Source organism: Schinkia acidoalkalinis, from assembly GCF_054301215.1.
The window spans coordinates 2,803,894-2,824,585 of sequence record NZ_CP182573.1 but is presented as its reverse complement, the minus strand read 5'-3'; the positions used below and the strand labels follow the sequence as shown (position 1 = coordinate 2,824,585).

The 20,692-nt window shown below is 37.7% G+C and carries 21 protein-coding genes; 5 read left to right on the top strand and 16 right to left on the bottom strand.

Annotated elements, in window-relative coordinates; genetic code table 11:
* Positions 1 to 80: 80 nt before the first annotated feature.
* The 10 genes from ACNQFZ_RS14265 to ACNQFZ_RS14220 all read right to left on the bottom strand — a co-directional run bounded on the left by ACNQFZ_RS14265 (position 81) and on the right by ACNQFZ_RS14220 (position 11,568).
* Entirely contained in the window at positions 81 to 1,364 is a 1,284-nt protein-coding gene (locus tag ACNQFZ_RS14265; protein WP_458411999.1) for an anti-sigma factor domain-containing protein, read from the bottom strand.
* Positions 1,364 to 2,131: an RNA polymerase sigma-I factor gene (sigI, locus tag ACNQFZ_RS14260; protein ID WP_458411998.1), complete on the bottom strand. Its 768-nt coding sequence runs from the start codon at positions 2,129 to 2,131 to the stop codon at positions 1,364 to 1,366. The genes ACNQFZ_RS14265 and sigI overlap by 1 nt, the downstream gene beginning before the upstream one ends.
* Positions 2,132 to 2,354: 223 nt before the next feature.
* The gene (locus tag ACNQFZ_RS14255; RefSeq protein ID WP_458411997.1) at positions 2,355 to 2,666 is read right to left on the bottom strand and encodes a thioredoxin family protein; all 312 of its coding nucleotides are present in this window, start codon (positions 2,664 to 2,666) and stop codon (positions 2,355 to 2,357) included.
* A gap of 9 nt (positions 2,667 to 2,675) precedes the next feature.
* Complete coding sequence (locus tag ACNQFZ_RS14250; protein WP_458415397.1) at positions 2,676 to 3,026, bottom strand: toprim domain-containing protein; 351 nt, start codon at positions 3,024 to 3,026, stop codon at positions 2,676 to 2,678.
* Between the two features lie 166 nt (positions 3,027 to 3,192).
* Positions 3,193 to 3,576, bottom strand: coding sequence for a glycine cleavage system protein GcvH (gene gcvH, locus ACNQFZ_RS14245; RefSeq protein WP_458411996.1), 384 nt, complete (start codon positions 3,574 to 3,576; stop codon positions 3,193 to 3,195).
* A gap of 51 nt (positions 3,577 to 3,627) precedes the next feature.
* Positions 3,628 to 3,984 (bottom strand): arsenate reductase family protein, encoded by a 357-nt coding sequence (locus ACNQFZ_RS14240; RefSeq protein ID WP_458411995.1) that lies wholly within the window; start codon positions 3,982 to 3,984, stop codon positions 3,628 to 3,630.
* Positions 3,985 to 4,104: 120 nt separating this feature from the next.
* Complete coding sequence (locus ACNQFZ_RS14235; protein WP_458411994.1) at positions 4,105 to 5,880, bottom strand: acyl-CoA dehydrogenase family protein; 1,776 nt, start codon at positions 5,878 to 5,880, stop codon at positions 4,105 to 4,107.
* Positions 5,881 to 5,899: 19 nt separating this feature from the next.
* Entirely contained in the window at positions 5,900 to 7,078 is a 1,179-nt protein-coding gene (locus tag ACNQFZ_RS14230; RefSeq protein ID WP_458411993.1) for an acetyl-CoA C-acetyltransferase, read from the bottom strand.
* A 45-nt stretch (positions 7,079 to 7,123) separates the two neighbouring features.
* Positions 7,124 to 9,541: a 3-hydroxyacyl-CoA dehydrogenase NAD-binding domain-containing protein gene (locus ACNQFZ_RS14225; protein WP_458411992.1), complete on the bottom strand. Its 2,418-nt coding sequence runs from the start codon at positions 9,539 to 9,541 to the stop codon at positions 7,124 to 7,126.
* Between the two features lie 131 nt (positions 9,542 to 9,672).
* Positions 9,673 to 11,568 carry an LTA synthase family protein gene (locus ACNQFZ_RS14220; protein WP_458411991.1) on the bottom strand — a complete coding sequence of 632 codons (1,896 nt, stop codon included), beginning with the start codon at positions 11,566 to 11,568 and terminating at the stop codon, positions 9,673 to 9,675.
* A 478-nt stretch (positions 11,569 to 12,046) separates the two neighbouring features.
* On the opposite strand from ACNQFZ_RS14220, the gene ACNQFZ_RS14215 reads away from it, so the two are divergent.
* Positions 12,047 to 12,733 carry a TerC family protein gene (locus ACNQFZ_RS14215; protein WP_458411990.1) on the top strand — a complete coding sequence of 229 codons (687 nt, stop codon included), beginning with the start codon at positions 12,047 to 12,049 and terminating at the stop codon, positions 12,731 to 12,733.
* A 47-nt stretch (positions 12,734 to 12,780) separates the two neighbouring features.
* On the opposite strand, the gene ACNQFZ_RS14210 is transcribed toward ACNQFZ_RS14215, so the two are convergent.
* Positions 12,781 to 13,395 (bottom strand): DedA family protein, encoded by a 615-nt coding sequence (locus ACNQFZ_RS14210; RefSeq protein WP_458411989.1) that lies wholly within the window; start codon positions 13,393 to 13,395, stop codon positions 12,781 to 12,783.
* 227 nt (positions 13,396 to 13,622) lie between these two features.
* Between ACNQFZ_RS14210 and ACNQFZ_RS14205 the strand changes: the two genes are divergently transcribed.
* A complete protein-coding gene (locus ACNQFZ_RS14205) occupies positions 13,623 to 13,901 on the top strand; it encodes a hypothetical protein (RefSeq protein WP_458411988.1) in 279 nt (92 codons plus the stop codon).
* A 92-nt stretch (positions 13,902 to 13,993) separates the two neighbouring features.
* On the opposite strand, the gene ACNQFZ_RS14200 is transcribed toward ACNQFZ_RS14205, so the two are convergent.
* The 5 genes from ACNQFZ_RS14200 to phaQ all read right to left on the bottom strand — a co-directional run bounded on the left by ACNQFZ_RS14200 (position 13,994) and on the right by phaQ (position 18,021).
* The gene (locus ACNQFZ_RS14200; RefSeq protein ID WP_458411987.1) at positions 13,994 to 14,773 is read right to left on the bottom strand and encodes a DUF2268 domain-containing protein; all 780 of its coding nucleotides are present in this window, start codon (positions 14,771 to 14,773) and stop codon (positions 13,994 to 13,996) included.
* 355 nt (positions 14,774 to 15,128) lie between these two features.
* Positions 15,129 to 15,794: a TerC family protein gene (locus ACNQFZ_RS14195; protein ID WP_458411986.1), complete on the bottom strand. Its 666-nt coding sequence runs from the start codon at positions 15,792 to 15,794 to the stop codon at positions 15,129 to 15,131.
* Between the two features lie 722 nt (positions 15,795 to 16,516).
* Positions 16,517 to 16,981 carry a MaoC family dehydratase gene (locus ACNQFZ_RS14190; protein WP_458411985.1) on the bottom strand — a complete coding sequence of 155 codons (465 nt, stop codon included), beginning with the start codon at positions 16,979 to 16,981 and terminating at the stop codon, positions 16,517 to 16,519.
* Between the two features lie 11 nt (positions 16,982 to 16,992).
* Positions 16,993 to 17,547 carry a hypothetical protein gene (locus ACNQFZ_RS14185; RefSeq protein ID WP_458411984.1) on the bottom strand — a complete coding sequence of 185 codons (555 nt, stop codon included), beginning with the start codon at positions 17,545 to 17,547 and terminating at the stop codon, positions 16,993 to 16,995.
* 60 nt (positions 17,548 to 17,607) lie between these two features.
* The gene (phaQ, locus tag ACNQFZ_RS14180) at positions 17,608 to 18,021 is read right to left on the bottom strand and encodes a poly-beta-hydroxybutyrate-responsive repressor (RefSeq protein WP_458411983.1); all 414 of its coding nucleotides are present in this window, start codon (positions 18,019 to 18,021) and stop codon (positions 17,608 to 17,610) included.
* Between the two features lie 287 nt (positions 18,022 to 18,308).
* Between phaQ and ACNQFZ_RS14175 the strand changes: the two genes are divergently transcribed.
* The 3 genes from ACNQFZ_RS14175 to phaC are packed head-to-tail and all read left to right on the top strand — an operon-like array spanning position 18,309 to position 20,664.
* Complete coding sequence (locus ACNQFZ_RS14175) at positions 18,309 to 18,767, top strand: polyhydroxyalkanoic acid synthase subunit PhaR (RefSeq protein WP_458411982.1); 459 nt, start codon at positions 18,309 to 18,311, stop codon at positions 18,765 to 18,767.
* Between the two features lie 40 nt (positions 18,768 to 18,807).
* Positions 18,808 to 19,551 carry a 3-oxoacyl-ACP reductase gene (locus ACNQFZ_RS14170; protein ID WP_458411981.1) on the top strand — a complete coding sequence of 248 codons (744 nt, stop codon included), beginning with the start codon at positions 18,808 to 18,810 and terminating at the stop codon, positions 19,549 to 19,551.
* A 57-nt stretch (positions 19,552 to 19,608) separates the two neighbouring features.
* Positions 19,609 to 20,664 carry a class III poly(R)-hydroxyalkanoic acid synthase subunit PhaC gene (phaC, locus tag ACNQFZ_RS14165; RefSeq protein ID WP_458415396.1) on the top strand — a complete coding sequence of 352 codons (1,056 nt, stop codon included), beginning with the start codon at positions 19,609 to 19,611 and terminating at the stop codon, positions 20,662 to 20,664.
* Positions 20,665 to 20,692: the final 28 nt, after the last annotated feature.

The window sequence follows — 20,692 nt, the reverse complement described above, 5'->3', positions numbered from 1 at the left end:
TTCTGAAAATAATCTCATCAAAAAAAGACAAACTCTATCGTTTCCGATAAAATTTGTCTTTATTTCCTGAGAAATATCATTTAATCATCATATTTTTTATCTTTGCTTTTAATTTCTTGCCTATTTTTGTCCCATTTCCCCTGATTATTCGGGTGGGAATTCCAATCATATTCCTGATTATCTTGCTTTTCTATATAAGGTGCAGCCTTATCAGGCTTTTCTTTATTTTGTTTTTCCTTATTTTGCTTCTCTTTATTAACTTTTTCGCTTTCAGTCTTTCCCTTCTTTTCCTTTACATCGGTTTTAAAAGTTTGACCAATCTTTTCTTGTTTAAACTTTTGATTTCCATTGCCGCTATTAACGGATTGAATTGTTTTTGTTGACGAATTTTCCCATGTTTGCTTTGTCTCCACATTCATTCCATCGTTTTTTTTATCACTTTCATCTTTCTTATCTTTATTTGCATTATCGTTTTGATTATACTTTTTATCGTTATTTTTCGTATTGTTTTTATTATTTTTTTGACTTTGATTTAGTTTTTCTTTTTCAATCCATTTTTGTTCGTTTTGATTTTTATTATTTTTCGCATTAGGTCTTTTATTATTTTTCTCAATTTTCATGTCAGACTTTTTCTGGTTTTGTTCAAGTTTGTCATAGATCTGTGTGATGGAAAGATTCTTAGTTTCGTCTAATGTCAAAGTGTCATGGGCTTTTTTATAAATTAAATACTTGCCGGTAGAAATGCCTTTATCTTTAGCCTCTTTCCTTGTATTCTCATCACCTTTTAGTGTTGTTACGGCAACACCGTTCTTTTCGATAACTTTTTTAATTTCGTGTAAATTTTCCTCAATGGATGACTCTGCCTTTTTATCAACCATCGTTGTTGTTAATAAGACATCATGATTTTCTTTAAGATAACCATCTTTTTGAGCTAATTCCATAGTATCATTGATGAATTCTGATAAGGACTTTCCCTGGTAGTCTTCTTGAATTTGCTTCATAATTTTTTTACCATCATCATTGATTGGATTCACTTCTACTACCTTTAATTTGTCAGTCACGCCAATTTCAAGGCTGGGGTTTATATCCACCCCAATATAGGCTGCAACTGCTAAGTTGCTTTGAGTAAACATTGATAACTGCGAAAATAACACAAACAATATAACGACGGCAGCAACAATAGAAAATGCTGCCCGTTTACCACTTGAACTAAAAAAATAATTTGCCACAGGAGCAGGGACATCAACTTCTGAGCCAATTTCAATATGTTGGCCTTTTTTTACAGAAATTGTCTGAAAAGCTCCGTCCTTTGTTAAAACAACCGCTTTCCTTTTTCTTATTCTCATTACAATACCATGTTTCATTAATATGTCCCCCCCTTCTCAGGCTCAATGTATGACTTTAAAGCATTAAATTCGCCAATGTAAATTAACGCAATTGCTATAATATACTTTCGATTCCTTTCAATCGTTTTGCGGCTGCAGGATACAAGCGATTCAATATCTTTGATTGGCAGCCGTTTTTTCTCTACTAATGATGTTCGTATTTCAACATCTTCAGCCACTGTCTTCGCTATTAATTTTGCATTTTCCCTGGCATCCATGTGTTTTGGACACTCATTACTTAACACTTCAAAGGTAATCCCATAACTGAACAATAGCTTTTGATACTCCTTAATTTCTTCTACTCTATTTTTGCTTACCTCGTCTGCTTCATATTTATCAAGAGAGGTTTTTCGCTCAATATAATTTTCTTGAATATTGCCGTCCTCGTCTTCTTCGTCTGAAAGGAGTATATGCTGGTGCCTGCTTTCTTTGCGAATATAGTCGATGATTCTTCGGTTAATCACTACCGTCGCAAATGTTAAAAACTTGCTTCCTTGATCTTTATTAAACTGGTCCACCGCTTCATTTAAAGCAAGTAATCCCACACTAAACTCATCCATTGACTCCGATATATATCGTTTACAAGCTTTTGAGACGACTTTTTTGACAAATGGCTTGTACTGATCAAGCAAATCGTGGCGTACCCGTTCATCTCCACTTTGAGCCCTAAAAACAAGCTCTTCAATCTCCCCCTCGGAATATGAACGTTTACTTTTGAACCATGATTTTATACGTATAGGCTTCATGTTTCCACCTCAATCCCTATATACATTCGAACGATCATTTTTATTTTTGGGTGCATCCGATTTTTTTTTCACGCTTTAATCTTTATAACATAATTTGCTTATTCACACACTCCCTTATTTTTACTGTAGCGGGTGGTTTTCCCAATATTGAGACAAAAAAATGCCCCTCATAAAAGCTATGAAGGGCTGAAGTTTGGGCCATCAGCAAGGAAATGACCCTTTGTTATAAATGGTATCTTTTCACAATATCAAATAGATTCTGAACCGACTGGAAAGCATATATTTTTTCCTGGATTTTCCCACTCTGCCAAATTAGTAAACACGGCACACTTTCAATCAAATATTGCTCTGCTTTATTTGGAAAATAATTCAAATTGCACTTATAAATTCGTAATGTAGGGAAGGCTTCTTGGACAACTTCAAGCATTTTTCCCGCTAATTGGCATGTACCGCATAGCGGCGTATAACAGTATACAAACACTACGCCATTCTCATGCGTAAATTCCGGCCATGCCTCAGGATATATTTTGTTCACTGTGATACCTCATTTAATAAGATATTTAGGATTAACATTAATATTTTTACTAAGCAAGGCTGTGGCCAGTTGATATTCCGGTGTTGTTGCAACCTCACGAAATACTTTATCAATGTATATATGTTCCGCGTTTGGCAGCTCTCTTTTAAGCTGCTTTCTCAATTTTTCGCCAGCATAATCAGCATCCGCTAAGATATAGACTTCTTTGTTATCAAGATCAAATTCATCGACAAGCTCTTCAATTTTTTCCGCACTTACCGTTCCATTTGTACAAATAATTTCAACTGAATCAAGCAGCAATGGCTCAATCTTTTTCTTATCTGATTTTCCTTCCACAATGATGACTTTTCCAGTATCCATTCGTTCCAATTGTCTTCTCCACCTTGGTTAATATTCTATTTTTATTATATGTATATCACAAATGAAAAACATTGTTTTTGTTATCGAGGAGAAATTAAAATAGACCAAATCCTAGCGATTTGGTCGGGTAATTGATTTTATAACGTTTTTCCGTAAGACCTCTTTATTAGTCTTCTTTAACCAATTCTTCGTACTGCTCAGCAGTCAGCAATTGATCCAATTCTGAGGAGTCTGTAGGCTCAATCACAATCATCCAAGCCTTTTCATATGGAGATTCATTAACTAATTCAGGACTATCTTCAAGATCACTGTTGATTTCAACAACTTTCCCACCGACAGGAGCATAGAGCTCTGAAACGGTTTTAACTGATTCTACACTTCCAAATGATTCATTGGCTGTTAATTCAGTGCCAACTTCAGGAAGTTCAACAAACACGATATCTCCTAATTCATGCTGTGCAAAATCGGTAATCCCTACTCGGATCTTATTTCCTTCTACTTTTGCCCACTCATGCTCTTTTGAATAACGTAAATCCTTAGGAATACTCATGAAAAATCCCTCCATATCTCTTATTTTAAAGCCTTCTATAAGAAGGATAAGCTAAACCCATGTTTCATTAAACTGATCTTCGTTAAAACCTACGGTTACCTTTTGGCCATTCGTAGTAATTGGCCTCTTAATCAGCATGCCGTCAGTGGCTAACAAGTCCAATAATTCATCATCACTTGAAGTCTTTATTTTATCTTTTAACCCTAATTCCCGATATTTCTGTCCGCTTGTATTAAAAAATTTCTTCAACTCCAATCCGCTTTTTTTATAAAAATCTTCAATCTGTTCCCTTGAAGGCGGATTTTCAACAATATGTATTTCATTGAAAGAAACATTATGATTTTCTAACCATTGCTTTGCTTTTCGACATGTACCACATTTAGGATACCAATAAAAAGTGATTTCCATACGTTTCCTCCTTGTCCATATTTACGATTATTTTATCATATCCGGTTATGGATTTCATAATTATTTCGGGGAAATCTCCTTGTGCAACAAAATAAAGCTCCTACAGAATAGGAGCATTTATCATACGATATATTTTTGTGCTGCTATCACACCCACTGCTGCTTCGCGTTTTTTAGCAATGACATTGATAGGGGTATGGCGGGTTAGTTTTCGGAGGGCCGATATCATCAGTCTGAGCGTATCACCGTTTTCTACAGCAACAATCGTTTCTTTTGCATGGGCTTCAATGGCATTAAACGCTTCTTGGCAATAAATTTCAGTGTAGAGAATCTTTTGCTTATTTTTATCGAGGCCGTTTTTGGCAATGGCTTTTTCCGTCCTGAGTACAGCTGATTCCATAGCATAAATATGGCTCACGATGTCGGCGATATTACTGAGGATTTCCTGCTGTTTTTCAAGGGCCGGCCCGAACCTTTGTGCAGCTAGACCTGTGGTTAAGATGGCTATTTTTTTAGCATTTTTCACAAGATATTTTTCTTGTTCAAGATTAGCCTCCCCGATTTCCTCTGGCATCATCATCGTAAGCTCTTCCTGTAGAGCCTGTGCCTTTTGTAAAAGCGGAAGCTCACCGTTCATCGCTTTTTTGAGCAGTGTGCCTGGAACAATTAAACGGTTAATTTCATTGGTCCCTTCAAAAATCCGATTAATTCGTGAATCGCGGTAAATTCTTTCAATCTCGTATTCTGCCATAAAGCCGTAGCCCCCATGGATTTGTACGCCCTCATCAGCAATATAATCAAGCATTTCCGTTCCGAATACTTTTCCCAGGGAGCATTCGATTGCATATTCCGCCATTGCTTTCGCTACTTGCTTCCCATCCCTACTTTCTTCTTCTGTAAAAGCACCCATACGTGCTTCAAATAATCCAACCGTTCTCCATATAGAACTTTCCATAGCATATAATTTTGTTGCCATATTGGCCAGTTTTTCTTGAATTAAACCAAATTTCGCAATTGGGGTTTTGAATTGCTGACGTTCGTTCGCGTATTTTGCTGAGAGCTCAAGGGCCCGCTTCGATCCACCAATGGTTCCAACAGCAAGCTTATAGCGACCAACATTCAAAATATTAAAGGCAATGATATGACCCTTCCCAATTTCCCCTAGCACATTTTCCTTCGGTACAGGGACATCTTGTAAAAGTAATGTACGCGTTGATGAGCTTTTAATTCCCATTTTCTTTTCTTCCGCCCCGGTCGATACACCCGGGAAATCACGTTCAACAATGAAGGCGGTAAAATGCTCCCCATCCACTTTTGCATAGACGATAAAAATATCGGCAAAAGCAGAATTCGTAATCCATTGCTTCTCCCCATTTATGATAAAGTGCGTTCCCTCCGTATTTAGCTTTGCCATTGTTTTTGCACCAAGTGCATCGGAACCGGAGCCCGGCTCTGTTAAAGCATAGGCAGCCAGTTTTTTCCCTGTGGCTAGTAGTGGAAGGTATTTTTGCTTTTGATTCTCATTTCCAAAAAATACGATTGGGAGTGAGCCGATTCCAACATGCGCCCCATGTGAGATAGAAAATCCACCGGCAATCGAAAGCTTTTCGGCAATCAGTGCCGAACTAATTTTATCAAGACCAACACCACCATATTCCTCCAGTATATCTGCCCCCAATAGGCCCAGCTCACCCGCCTGCTTAAGGAGCTTGACAGATTTATCAAATTGTTGGTTTTCCAACTCCGCAAGATGCGGCATAACTTTTTTAATCACGAAATCCTCTGTTGTTTTGGCAATCATTTTATGCTCATCGGTAAAATCCTCTGGGGTAAAGACGCTTTCATACGAAATGTCATCAATCAAAAATTGCGCTCCTTTTATTTGCCGGTTGGCCATACATAGTCCCCCCCTATTTTTACCCTATTAACTCAAACACCCCGGCTGCACCCATTCCTCCGCCGATGCACATCGTCACAATCCCAAATTGTACATTACGGCGTCTCATTTCATGAATTAAAGTTAATGTGAGTTTTGTTCCGGTACAGCCAAGCGGATGCCCTAAGGCAATGGCGCCGCCGTTTACATTAACTTTTTCTTCGTCCAAGCCAAGCTCACGGATTACCTGAATTGACTGTGAAGCAAATGCTTCGTTTAACTCTATCAAACCGATGTCCGATAACGCTAATCCTGCCAGCTTTAAAGCTTTTGGAACAGCCACAACAGGACCGATACCCATTACTTCGGGAGGAACACCGCCAACTGCAAATGAACGGAACTTTGCCAATGGCTGTAGTCCGAGAGCTTTTGCTTTTTCCTGGTCCATTAGTAAGACGTTTGCTGCCCCATCGCTCATTTGCGAGGCATTTCCTGCCGTAACTGTTCCACCAGCAGTGAAGGCAGGCTTTAGTTTACTTAAAACTTCAACAGTTGTTTCTGCACGGACACCCTCATCATGCTGAAATAGAACAGTCCTCTCCGTTACCTTGTTGTTCTCATCCATCGACCGAACCACAACTTCTACCGGTAAAATTTCCTCGGAAAACTTTCCTTCGGCAAGCGCCCGCGCCGCACGGGCATGGCTTCGTGCTGCAAATGCGTCTTGCTCTTCCCTAGTTATTTTATATTTACCTGCAACGACTTCTGCAGTATGACCCATAGCCATGTAATACTGGGGTGCACTTTCAACGAGCTTGATATTCGGCTTAACCACATGTCCTGTAATCGGGATGAGGCTCATTGACTCGGCTCCACCAGCAATAATGGTATTGGCTTGCCCAAGCATGATTCGTTCGGCACCATAAGCGATAGATTGCAATCCTGACGAACAATAACGATTAATCGTTATTGCAGGTGTTTCATAGGACAAACCAGCTAATGCGGCAATTTGGCGCGCCATGTTTAAGCCCTGTTCCGCTTCCGGAACAGCGCAACCGATGATACAATCATCAATATTCCCTTCATAGTTGCCAGCGCGTTTTAATGTTTCCTTTATCGTTAAAGCAGCTAAGTCGTCAGGACGAGCATTTGCAAGTGTGCCTTTTTTCGCTTTGCCGACTGGAGTCCTGGCACCAGCAACAATAACCGCTTCTCTCACAGCTTTTCGCCTCCTTGAATAGGGATTGCCATGTAAGCACCAAACTCAATTCCGCAGCGGCTTACCCTTAATAAGCATATGCTGCATTCTTTCTTGTGTTTTCCGTTCACCTAGCAAGCTTAAAAATGCTTCACGCTCCAAATCCAATAGATATTGCTCATCAACGAAAGTGCCTTCCGCAAGGCGGCCACCGGAAATAACAAAGGCTAGTTTACTCGCAATCTTCAAATCATGGTCTGAAATAAAGCCGGAGGTCTTCATATGCTGGGCACCAAGGAGCATCGCAGCATAGCCCACTTCACCTACAATTGGTATTTTATGACGGTGCGGCGGCCTATACCCTTCGGAATCAAGAGCAAGCACCTTTTGTTTTGCTTCGAACAATAAATGGTCAGCGTTAAAGCTTATACTGTCCTGTGGGCGTAAATAATCAAGCTCTTTCGCTTCATGTGCCGAAGTTGATACCTTTGCCATCGCAATCGTTTCAAAAGCGGTCCGGGCTGCCTTATTCAAGCTATAGCTGTCAATGCCTACTTGAGCATCGAGACTACCTCTAGCACCACTCAATCTCTTTGCTAATTGTCTTATATAAAGCTCCTTTGAGCCGCCGCCACCCGGTATAAGACCAACCCCTGTTTCCACAAGCCCGATATACGTTTCACTGGATGCTTGCAGGCCAGATGCAGAAAGAGAGACCTCCGCGCCACCACCAAGAGTCATCGCAAACGGTGCCACCACAACAGGCTTCTCACAATATTTAATCCTCATCATGGCATTTTGAAATTGCCGCACAACAAATTCGATTTCAAAAAAGTTATCATCTTGAGCTTCCATAAGAATTAAAGCGAGGTTGGCTCCTAGGCAAAAATTTTTACCATGATGTCCAATCACAAGTCCGCGATAATTTTTTTCAACTTCAGAAACGGCATATTGTATCATTTGGATGATGTCCAAGCCAATCGTCTGATTAGGAGAATGAAATTCCAAGCAAGCGACATCATCACCAATATCAAGAAGGCTTGCACCACTGTTTTTCTTTATCACACCTCTTCGCTGCTTTTCTTGTGAAAGCTGAAGTACTTTGTAGTTTTGCTTCAAAACCTTATTTTCACCTTTATCATAAAAGCTCGTGACACCACCATGATTTTCATAAAATGAATTTCTGCATGAAGCTAATAGCTCACCAATCCATGTTGGAATTTGTTCACCTTCCCGCTCCATTTTTCGAATCGATTGTTCCAGGCCAATGACATCCCATGTTTCAAATGGGCCAAGCTTCCAACCAAAGCCCCATTTCATTGCATTATCAATTGCGACCAAATCATCTGCAATCACACCGACTAACCGTGCTGAATAAAGGAGCATCGGTTTTAAGATATTCCATAAAAACTGGCCAGTACGATCCTCGCTATAGACAAGCAGCTTCAATTTATCACTTAAATCTTTTGCTTGTTTACTTCTTTCCAGCGAAGCTGACTTCATCTTCTCCATGGGCTGATATTGCATGGTTTTAACATTAAGCTCGAAGATGTCTTTGGCTTTTTTTAAATAAAAGCCTTGCCCTGATTTGCTGCCAAGCCACCCGCTATTCAGCATGTTCCTCATAAACGCAGGAATCGCAAATACTTGCTGTTCTTCTTCAGATACTTTTTCATAAACATTATTGGCCACATGCAGGAATGTATCTAGGCCGACAACATCCAACGTCCGGAAGGTTGCACTCTTGGGCCGCCCAATCAATGGACCGGTCAATGAATCAACCTCACCTACACTATAGTCGCCCTTTAGCATTTCTTTTACAGTAATGAAAAATCCGTATGTTCCAATTCGGTTCGCGATAAAGTTGGGCGTATCTTTTGCAACGACAACGCCTTTCCCTAAAACCTCTTCACATAAGCTTTTCATAAATTCGAGAACATGATGATCGGTATATTTAGTAGGAATGATTTCGAGTAGTTTTAAGTAACGGGGTGGATTAAAAAAGTGGGTGCCAAGAAAATGCTTCTTAAATTCCGCTGATCTTCCTTCAGCCATAGCCTCTATCGATATTCCAGATGTATTCGAACTGACGATTGTCTCTGCGCTCCTTATTTGCTCAATTTTTTCAAAAATGGATTGCTTACTATCTAATTTCTCTACTACTGCTTCAATAATCCAATCAACTTTACTGAGCTTTTCGAGATGGTCGGTAAGGTTGCCAGCTTCAATGTAATCGATATGACGTTTGGACATGAGTGGGGCGGGCTTTTGCATTAATAATTTTTGCTTGGCCGCCAATGCTAAACGATTGCGAACCTGCATATCATCTAAAGTAAAGCCGCACGCTATTTCTGCTTCATTCAGTGCACTTGGCACAATATCAAGCAACAATGTTGGAATCCCGATGTTTGCTAAATGGGCAGCAATCCCTGAGCCCATCACACCTGCACCAATGACAGCAGCCTTCCTAATCGTTCGACCCATGCCTTCTCCCTCCTTAGCCATATTGAATAGATACCTCATAAACGTATGCTGTACTCAATAAAATATATGTTCCATTTGAAATTTTATTAATGCAAAAAAAGACTGACTCAAACGAGTCAGCCTCTTTCATTTTATTTATCTTTCTCTTTTGTCAGCTTTTCAATCGGTTCATTTAAGAATCGAAGCAAGTCACGCTGGATGACTTTATCAGAAAGCTGAAGCTCATAATCGGCAGTCTCTTCTGGTTTTTTACAGAAGATTGGATCTGCTGGAAGTCCAGTACCTTTTGTATAACATGTATCCTGTGTATAAATAAAGTTTTTCGTTACAAAGCTTCCGTCACGGAAAACAACTAAATCTTTGCGATCTTTACTGAATAGGTCCGTACCAAATTCAATATCCTTAACTGGTTTAATTCCTAATAGGTTTAAAAGTGTTGGTTTAACGTCAATTTGTCCACCAAGTGTATGCAGTGTTTTTCCTTTTTCACCAGGAATATGGATAATAAAAGGAACCTTTTGTAATTCTATATGAGTGTCAGGCGTAATTTCTTTGCCAATAACCTGCGCCATCGCTTTGTTGTGATTTTCAGAAATTCCATAATGGTCACCGTACATAACAACAATTGTGTTATCGTATAGGCCACTTTTCTTTAATTCATCAAAGAAAATCTTAAGTGATTCATCTAAATATCGAGCCGTTTGTACATAACGGTCAACTGAGCCATCACCTGTTTGTAAGCTTGGGATCATCACGTCTTGATCATCAAGGATATAAGGGAAATGGTTCGTGAGCGTAATCATCTTAGCATGGAACGGCTGTGGCAAACTTTTTAATAATGGTATTGATTGTTGGAAAAACGGAATATCCTTCAATCCATAGTTTATAGAGTTGTCATCCGTTACATTATAATACTTTTCATCAAAAAAGTGCTCATAGCCTAGTGCTTGATACATTAAATCACGATTCCAGAAACTCTTATTGTTGCCATGTAATGAAGCGGTTGTATAACCATTTTCTTGCAAAATATGTGGAAGAGCATTATACGTATTTTGCGCATTTTGCGTGAACACTGCTCCACTTGGCAATGGATATAAAGAGTTGTCATTGATAAATTCAGCATCAGACGTTTTTCCTTGACCTGTTTGATGGTAGAAATTATCGAAATAATAGCTTCCCTTCACCAATTGGTTTAAGAAAGGTGTTACTTCCTGACCTTCCACTTTATAATTGATTAACCAGTTTTGGAACGACTCCAAGGAAATTAAAATAACGTTTTTCCCTTTTGCAATACCGGTCATCTCATTTTTCTCATCAACGCCATCATTCACATAGTTTTCTACTTCAATGATGTCGCTGCCTTCAGCAAATGCCCGTTGTGCAGATGCTTTTGAATGCATAAATAAATCGTATAAATGATAGTTATACACACCAAGGTATTTCACTAACATTTCACGGTCAAATGTTCTTGTTAATAACTGTGGTCTTTGAGTTTCGGCTAATCCAACATTAAAAACCAACAGTGCAGCAGACACAAGCAACGCAGTGCGTTGGGCTGGCTTTTTGAACGATACAATCTTGATTTCTTTTTTTCTAGCAATCACAGCTAGTACAACAATATCGATAAAGAACAAAACATCCCATGGCTTCATTAATTCCCATGCACTACCGCCTATATCACCAAAGTTCTTCACTTGGAATAAAACCGGGATTGTGATAAAGTCATTAAAAAAGCGATAATACACTACGTTTGCATAACTTACAAAAGAAAATATAAAGCTGCAAACTAAAATTGCTCTTCTCGTAAGCTTTCTTCTGAAAGCAAAAGCAAATAAGAATAAAATTAAAATCGGACCAATTGGATTTATTAGAAGAATAAATTCCTCTATAATATTTTCAATAGGAAGATTAAAAACAAAACGGCTAACGATATAAGATTTTAGCCACAATAAAAGGATAGCAGCTAATAAAAACTTTTGATCAACATTTGGTCGAAAGTTCTTAAGTTTGTTTAGTAATCCTTTCATGATATTAAATTCCCCCTTGTCATTACCTTTACTCTAAACTTTTCTCTGTCTTTGTTTAGTTTTTATTTTTATATGATTTAAAAAAAATAGGAATCAATGAAAAGTATCTTACTACTTTCTATTTTAAGTTGCAACTATTAATTTTAGAATATTTGTCAATAACTTCCTTTTACCTCTTTTCTCCAATAATTTATTTAACCATAAGTAATAGACGATTACAAATGGACAAAGTTTCAGTTTTATTAAATTTTATTTTCAGAGGTAACCGTTGACAAAAATACAACCATTCTTATATGATAAATATATAAGTTAATATGCTTTCTTTCCAAAGGGGAGTAGCGTCAGGTTTTTACCTGAAACAAAGTCGTCAATTCATGGAGTGCTATCCATCGGCTTTGTTGACATGATACATGTTTAGCAAGACCTTTGCCTTAATTTCTATTAGGGCAAAGGTCTTTTTTATTTTTTAAAATTAAAAATGGAGGTTGAAGGGATGGAGTTTTTAACGGCACTTTTGTCAATTGTCATTATCGATTTAGTATTGGCAGGGGATAACGCACTAGTCATAGGACTTGCAGCACGAAATTTACCTAAAGAAAAACAAAAAACGGTCATTGTATGGGGAACAGTTGGAGCAGTTTTAATACGTGCTTTGGCAACGATTGTAGTAGTATGGCTGTTAAAGGTTCCAGGATTATTACTTGTCGGCGGGATTCTTTTGATTTGGATTGCCTTCAAGCTTTTGGTTGAAGAAAAAGGTCATGAAGTAAAGGCCGGCGATAATGTGTTCGCAGCAATCAGAACGATTATCATTGCGGATGCGGCGATGGGATTAGATAATGTGATTGCAGTTGCCGGTGCCTCTCATGGAAGCGTTTGGCTTGTTATTTTAGGATTAATGATTTCCGTTCCAATTGTGGTTTGGGGAAGTACTATCATTATTAAATGGATGGAGCGTTATCCGGTTATCATCACAATTGGATCAGGAATATTAGCCTGGACTGCTGCAAAAATGATTGTCGGCGAACCTTTCATACATGCATTTTTTGAAAATGACATACTGAAATACGGTTTTGAGGTTCTTGTTATTGCCGCAGTCATCGGCGCAGGAAAGCTTAAGAAAATGATCAGTTCTAAGAAACAATTCGTAACAGATAATTTATAAAGGCAAAAGGCTGTATCCATCTCCATGGTTACAGCCTTTTTATAATCTTAGAGTTTTTTAGTTTTTCTAGACTTCATGAAAATAAACAAAAATATAAGCAACAAGATGCCAATAGCAACATATGCAATGTTTGAGTACACATCCATATAATTTACAATGGTATCCCAAGATTCCCCAACAGAAGCGCCAAGTTTAATGAGCACAATATTCCAGATGAACGTACCCACCGTTGTTAAAAGTAAAAATAAACCGAAGTTCATATTCGACATTCCAGCCGGTATAGAGATTAAACTTCTGATAAGTGGAACAAACCGACAGAAAAACACAGTCCATGGCCCATACTTATCAAACCATGCATCCGCTTTATAAAGGTCCTCTCTTGTTAAGCGCAAAATATGTCCCCATTTATCCACGATTTTTTCTAGATTTTTTACATCTAAAAGCAACCCGATTCCATAAAGAACAACGGCCCCAAGGACAGACCCAACCGTAGAGGCAATGACAACACCTCTAATTGTTAAATCAGTATTTGTTGTCATAAAGCCACCAAATGTTAATATAACTTCTGAAGGCACCGGCGGAAAAATATTCTCAAGTGCGATCAAAAGCAAAATTCCTATGTACCCATGTTCATTCATAATACTAATCAACCAATTTTCCATCCTGCACCCTACCCATTATCATTTTCATGTAAGCCACCAAATTTGGCCGTGAAAAGTTAAAAAAAGATGTCCCAGACTTTTCCATTATAGTATAACAAGAATACTAGAAAAAGACGAAAGCTTTCCATAATTTCAAACGAATGCCCTGATAAATTTGTCCAACCAGCCGACTCACCTACATTCATATACTATTATGTATCCATTATATGTACGTAGGAGGTGAACAAATGTCACCAATGAACTATCACTCTGTATGCAGCGGTAATATTGGTAGGCCTGTTGAAATAAGAACTCATGGCGGTATAATTCATCGAGGAATTATCTCACATGTCGATCATCAAAAAGTTTTTATTAGACCATTTGAAGGTCGGAGAAATTTAGGAGGATTTGGCTACGGGTTTTGGGGGCCACGATGGGGATGGGGATGGGGTGTTGCAGGCTTTGGAATCGGCGTTGCCTTTGGGGCGATTGCTACCCTTGCTTTCCTTCCATGGTTCTTCTGGTAAATAGGTGACAGGGCTATCCTATGGTATGCCACGAAGCAATACACTCATTTGTGTCAATGACTTCAATACCACCAAGACAGCCCTATTTTTTGTTAATCTGTCTGAGCAATTTCATTTGAGGCTATAGATAATAAATCCTTACTTCTGACTCCCTTTTCTTCTATATACTTTTTTACCAAGTAATAACCGACACAATACCCGAGCATTTTCGGATAGGTGGCTCGCATTCCATACAAGAGCTCATGATGCTCACGCTTTCTGTTACTTATATTTCGATTTGGATGAACTAGCCTTTCCCACAGCCTCTGAACCTCTTCATTTCCATAATACGATGTCCAGTTCGCCATGAATTCATTGCCGAATCTTTCCCTAACAGCATTCTCCGCCAGACCCTCTAAAATTATCGTATCTAACAAAACATACTCCGCCTCTTTTTTAGGATACTTACTTAATCTGCAGACATGATTGTATTCATGGGTCAGCAGCGACTTTAGTTCCTTCTCTGAAGTCTGTTCTGAAACAAATAAAAATAATTTATCGTTAAACGCTAAGCCTGATTTCCCATTAAAATCCTGCTGAATCCTGCGGTTTTTCGTATCTGACGGAAAAATAAAAATCGGGACATTCGGTCCGCCCCACAATTTTTGAAGCAATATTTGTTCCTTTTGGGCAACTTCCCACACTTTATTTTTTTGCAACGCCTCCACTTGCCCGATCCCTCTCCGATACGGGTGATACATACCATGCATTGTTAAATAATCATAAATTTCGGGAGCAGAAACATCATCAAAGTGATCGGTAATCTTTTCACATAATTCAATTGGATTATAATAGGACTCCATCAGCCATTCATCCGTTCTAACAACGCTCATGATTTACACCTCATCTGGAAACAGCGTGACAGTTCTTTCGCTTTGCTTCCATTTTTTCTACCAATACAATATGCAAGAAAAATATGAATGTTATCATGAGAAAAAAACCCTAGGGTTTATCCAAGAATAAAAAAGCATCCGTCTAAATTACTAGCGGATGCTCACTACATAATAATATTTAAAAGTAAAAAATTCCAAAAAATTTTGCTACGACACAAACGACAAATAATAATGCTATATGGAGACAAACCAATACGACTACGCCATCTATTTCTTCTTCCATGCTAATCCCCCTAGAACTTCTTTGCTATTTCAGTATATGGGGACAAGTCGTAGATTATGATAGAAAAAGAGCTTACTTTCTAACCGACAAATAATTTATTTTTTTAGCAAATATGCACCAACACAATACGAGGATGACAATGATAATAGGGATGATAGGCGAGATTCCATTGGTATAGCTTGAAATCCCTTCGTCATGGGCAATCATTTTTCCCGCTGTATAGGCTAATATCCCTGCACCAAAATACATAAAAAAGGGCACTTTATCCAACAAGAAAAGCATCAACTTACTACCGCTTATGATTATTGGGATTGATACGAGAAGCCCTATTAGAACGAAAAGAAAATGCCCATCTGCTGCCCCAGCCACTGCCAAGACATTATCCAATCCCATGATCATGTCTGCAAACACGATGGTAGAGATTGCGCTTGATAAACTGGCACCTGCTTTCACTGATACTTTATCATTTTTCTCATCCATAACCAGTCCAATCGCAACACCAATAAGCAACATCCCACCAATCAATGTTAAGTATGGAATTTTCAATAAAATTATCGCAAAAATCGTTAAAATAGTTCGGAGGATCACTGCAAGCCCAGCTCCCCATATAATGGCCTTATTTCTTTGATTTTTCGGGAGGTTTTTACTGGCCATCGCAATTACTATAGCGTTATCACCGCCTAGAATAATATCAATCCCGATAATTGTTAATACTGTTACAATCATTTCTACCGTCATCTAACCTCTCCCCTCCACCTTCAATATTTCAAGTATATTGGGACAGGTGAAGTAGTATGTGAAGTAGATTTCATAATCAAATACTATTCTTCATTCATCTCGCCACGAAAATAAAAAGGAGTTCGATTCATCATCGAACTCCTTTTCTTGACATTGCAGGTGACCCAACCATTCCACATCCTAATTGAGAATGTTAACCTTTTCGTGAACAATTTCAACCCCGGATGGGCTCGTAAACACTTCAAATTTTCATATTACAGTCACCATTGTTGGACTGCCAATAGAAGTGTTTGTTTTTAAGGATGTTTTCGTCAGCTCCGTGGCTACCTTCATTTTCAATCTTAGTTTAGATTGGGATCATCCAAAAGCTTTTATTCAATTTCATCGTTCTGAAACTCAACTTGAGTATCCACCTACTCATTTCCATGTATCTGGATTTTTTCTGTGGGCTCATGATTTTGCAAGTTACTACTTGGTACATCAGAAAGTTCTGGTGGGGCATCACCTACTTTCCTTTTGTCAAGCAGTAATTCCAAAGTCTACCTAGTTATCTTAAACGGAACTAACTAGGATGGTTGAGTCGCCTCCAATGTCAACTTTAGTTGAAGCAGCTTTGCTTTTTGTTTATTTCTTCCTTACATCTATAATATACCACGTTTTTATCTATTTTACCGGGACAATTGTGTCAGAAATTGGAACTTTCCACACAAAAAAAAAGGAGCTTATTCATGCTCCTTTTTCATGACTAAGGCACTTCCTTCAAGCACCATTTCATCATTTTGATTATATACATTCGTTTGTATCGTTACTATCTTTTTATCTGGACGCTTATCAATGACCGTTCCAACTACTTTCAACGTATCTCCAACACGTACTGGTGCTGTAAATTTGCAATTTTGGGATAAATAAATTACATTTTTACCAATTAGAATTGTACCAATTAGTGTAGAAATAAAACCAACTGTTAAGATTCCATGAGCAATTCTACCTTTAAATATTGTATTAGTAGCAAAATCGTCATCAAGATGAATAGGATTTACATCTCCAGTTAGCGTTGCAAAGTCGAAAATGTCCTGATTTGTTACTTCTCTCGTGAAAGTAGCGGTCTCACCAATTACAATATCATTAAAAGGCCGTTCTATTACTTCTTTTGATTTCTGAATTAATATTTCTTGCCTAGCTTCCATTTCTTCTAATGTTAGGCGTTCTTTTTTTTAGGCTGATTTTTCTCTAATGTTTTAGTTGTTTGTTCTTTTATAGCAGTAACGAATTTATCTTGAGAGTCTTTGATTTGTGCCATGAATTTTTCAATTTTTTCAGTTGTTTCAATATGCATTTTATTATGATTTTCTAAAGCATTCTTTACAGCTTCATACATGCTCTCATGAGATTGTTCTGCTAAGCCTAGCAATGCTTTTGAAGGAGTAGATGATAATTGTTGGATCTGATTTACGATCCCCATCATTTTCTCATTCCAAGTATCAAATAACTGAAAAACTTCTTCGTTTTTAACATATACAGTATTTTCTTTAAATAGCTTGATAACTTCGTTTAATGAATTTTTGATTTCATCTTCTACTTGCTTTTGGTTTACAGCAATTGAAGAAAGCATATCTTGTTGTTTTTTTAAAGCTTCTAGAGACATTTTTCCTAATTCTTGTTGAGATCGATAGACTTGTTGAACTCCATTTTCCCAACTCACCCACATTGTATCAATTATCTTTTTTGTTTGGTCTACAGTATTTGTAAACATTAAAACATCCTCCTTTAAATTTAAATAATTTTATTTTTTTATAGTTATAACTCTGAAGTATCACTTATCATCCGGGTCTTTATTACCCTTCGGTACAAGAGGCATAAACATATTGGAATACATAGTAAAAAAACTATCCAACATCGTTTGATATTGTCCAAGGGATTCGGCCCATAAATCAAGATACTCTAGGCCAACTTCAGTTATGGAATAGATTCGTTTTGCAGGACCACTGCTGGTTGTATCCCACTCGGACTTTACTAAATTATCCTTTTCTAGCTGCCTAAGTAACCGATAAACATTCCCTTGGTCAATAGAAGAGAAGCCAAGCTGGGTTAACTGTTGAATCAGTTTATACCCATGTAAGCCAAATCCCCCCCGTAAACTTAACAATAAAAATGGAACCATTAAATTTTTGGGTGAACCTCCGATACCTTTTTCAAGATTATTTTGTTGATTTGAGTTTCCTGTCATGAACATCACCTTTTTTTGACTATATGTGTAATTTACACCTATGTGTGCCAATTGTCAACTTTTACTAGATTTGTTTATTTGGCCCTTTTGCGGTTTTTGTCTGTTTTTGCCTCCCTCTACCTTCCTTGACATATCAACGTTTTACAAACAAGTTTATTACCTCTTCGACAGTCCCCTGCAAATTTCCCACGGAGATTGTAGAAATTTTTGGAATTATTTAAATTGTTCCAGACAAAAAACATGTTTAAACTACATGTGGAGACGAAATAAAGAAAGGAGTTCAAAACATGTCTACTCAGAATACTTATGATCCTTTTGTTTTATGGCAGGATTATTATAAAAACGTCCAAAATTACTGGGGACCATCCATTAATGAAAAAGTTGGTACTGAAGAATTTTCCGAATGGATGGGAAAGGTTTTAGAAGGAAATTTGCTTTTTAGACAAATGACTGATAAGAATACAAAGCAATATCTTGAACAAATGAACCTTCCCTCTCGTGAAGATCTATCCAATCTTTCTTCTCTTATTATCAACTTAGATAAAAAAGTAGATGATATGGAAGAGCAATTGGAAGAAACCGTTGATAATCTAGTTACAACAGAAGGTATGAAGAAGGAAATGGCTTCATTAAAAAAAGAAGTAAAAGATCTTGGCAGTAAACTTGACGAGGTTCTTCAATTTCTTAAAGAAGAGCAACAAAAGAACAACAATAACATCAAAAACGTAAAAGCAAATGCAAAATAATAAATCAAAAAAGTTATTTATATTAGGGGAGGAATTATAAATGATTAATTTACAGGGGAAAGTTGCTATCGTTACTGGAGGAGCAGTAGGAATTGGAGCTGCTATTTCAAAGGAATTAGCAAGCAATGGGGTAAAGGTTGTTTTAAATTATAACAGCAGCAGTAAGGCAGCTGAAGATCTAGTAGCTTCCATCCAAGAAAATGGTGGTGAAGCAATTGCTGTTCAAGCTGATGTTTCTGTTTCTGAAGAGGCTGCAAAACTAGTAAATGCTGCCGTTGAAAAGTTTGGAAGATTAGATATCTTAGTTAATAATGCTGGTATCACTAGAGACAGTTCATTTAAAAAGCTTTCTGAAGAAAATTGGAGAAAAGTTATTGATGTGAATCTAAATAGTTCATATAACACAATTTCTCCTGCATTACCTCATCTTTCTCAATCTGATGCAGGAAGAATCATTAACATTTCATCTATCATTGGTCAAACAGGTGCCTTTGGACAAACAAACTATTCAGCTGCTAAAGCTGGTTTGATTGGATTTACTAAATCTCTTGCACTTGAATTAGCTAAATCAAATGTAACTGTAAATGCCATTTGCCCAGGATTTATTGAAACAAGCATGATTGCAGAAATTCCAGATGAGATTCGTGGTCAAATCCAAGCTAAAATTCCTCAAAAACGTTTCGGCCATCCAGAGGAAATTGCAAAAGGTGTACTATTCTTATGTAAAGATGGAGCTTATATCACTGGTCAACAGTTGAATATTAACGGCGGACTTGCAATGTAATAGTAGACTTTCGAGAAGGGTGTGTACAGATTGATCTTAGAAAAACAATTAGAAGATATGGTAGATTTAATGCCCGATGAGGCAAAGCAATCTTATCGTAGATTTAAAAAAACGTTAGAAGTATTAACTAAGGATCCAGAACCAGAAGTAGGTTTAACACCAAAAGAAGTAATTTGGACAAGAAATAAAACAAAATTATATCGTTATATTTCTGATAAGCCCAAAAAGCATAGTACTCCCCTTCTAATGGTTTATGCACTAATTAACAAGCCCTATATCCTTGATATTACAAAAGGGTCTAGTCTTGTTGAGTACCTTCTTGATCAAGGTTTTGATGTGTATATGCTAGATTGGGGTACACCTGGCTATGAAGATCGCCGAATGAAACTTGACGACTACATATTGGATTATATTCCTAGAGCTGTGAAGAAGGTTTTACGTACTTCCAAAGCGGATTCTATCTCTATGTTAGGGTATTGTATGGGTGGAACAATGACATCAATCTTTGCTTCCCTTCATCCCGAATTACCGATTAAGAATCTAGTATTTATGACAAGTCCATTTGATTTTGAAAACACAGGTTTATATGGTAGCTTCCTAGATGACCGTTTCTTTGATGTCGATAAAGTTGTGGAAACATTAGGAAATGTACCTCCTGAAATGATTGACTTTGGAAACAAAATGCTAGATCCGCTTTCGAATTTCATCGGGCCATATGTTACATTATATGACCGATCAGAAAATCCGAAGTTCGTTGAGAGCTGGCGATTAATGCAAAAATGGTTACAAGACGGCATTCCATTCCCTGGTGAAGCATATCGTCAGTGGATTCGCGATTTTTATCAACAAAACAAATTAATTAATGATGAACTCGTATTACGTGGACGTAAAGTGGACTTAGGTTCCATTCATGCAAATGTACTTAATATTTCCGGTGAGCGCGATGTAATCGCAATGCCACATCAAGTCGAAGCATTAATGGATAAAATTTCAAGTCAAGATAAGAAATATGTATGTGTACCAACAGGACATGTTTCTGTTACATTTGGTCCAAAAGCGGTTTCTCTAACCTTCCCAACGATTGGCGACTGGTTGGCAGAACGCTCAAATTAAATGTAAATAAAAAGTCTGTCTAAAGAGA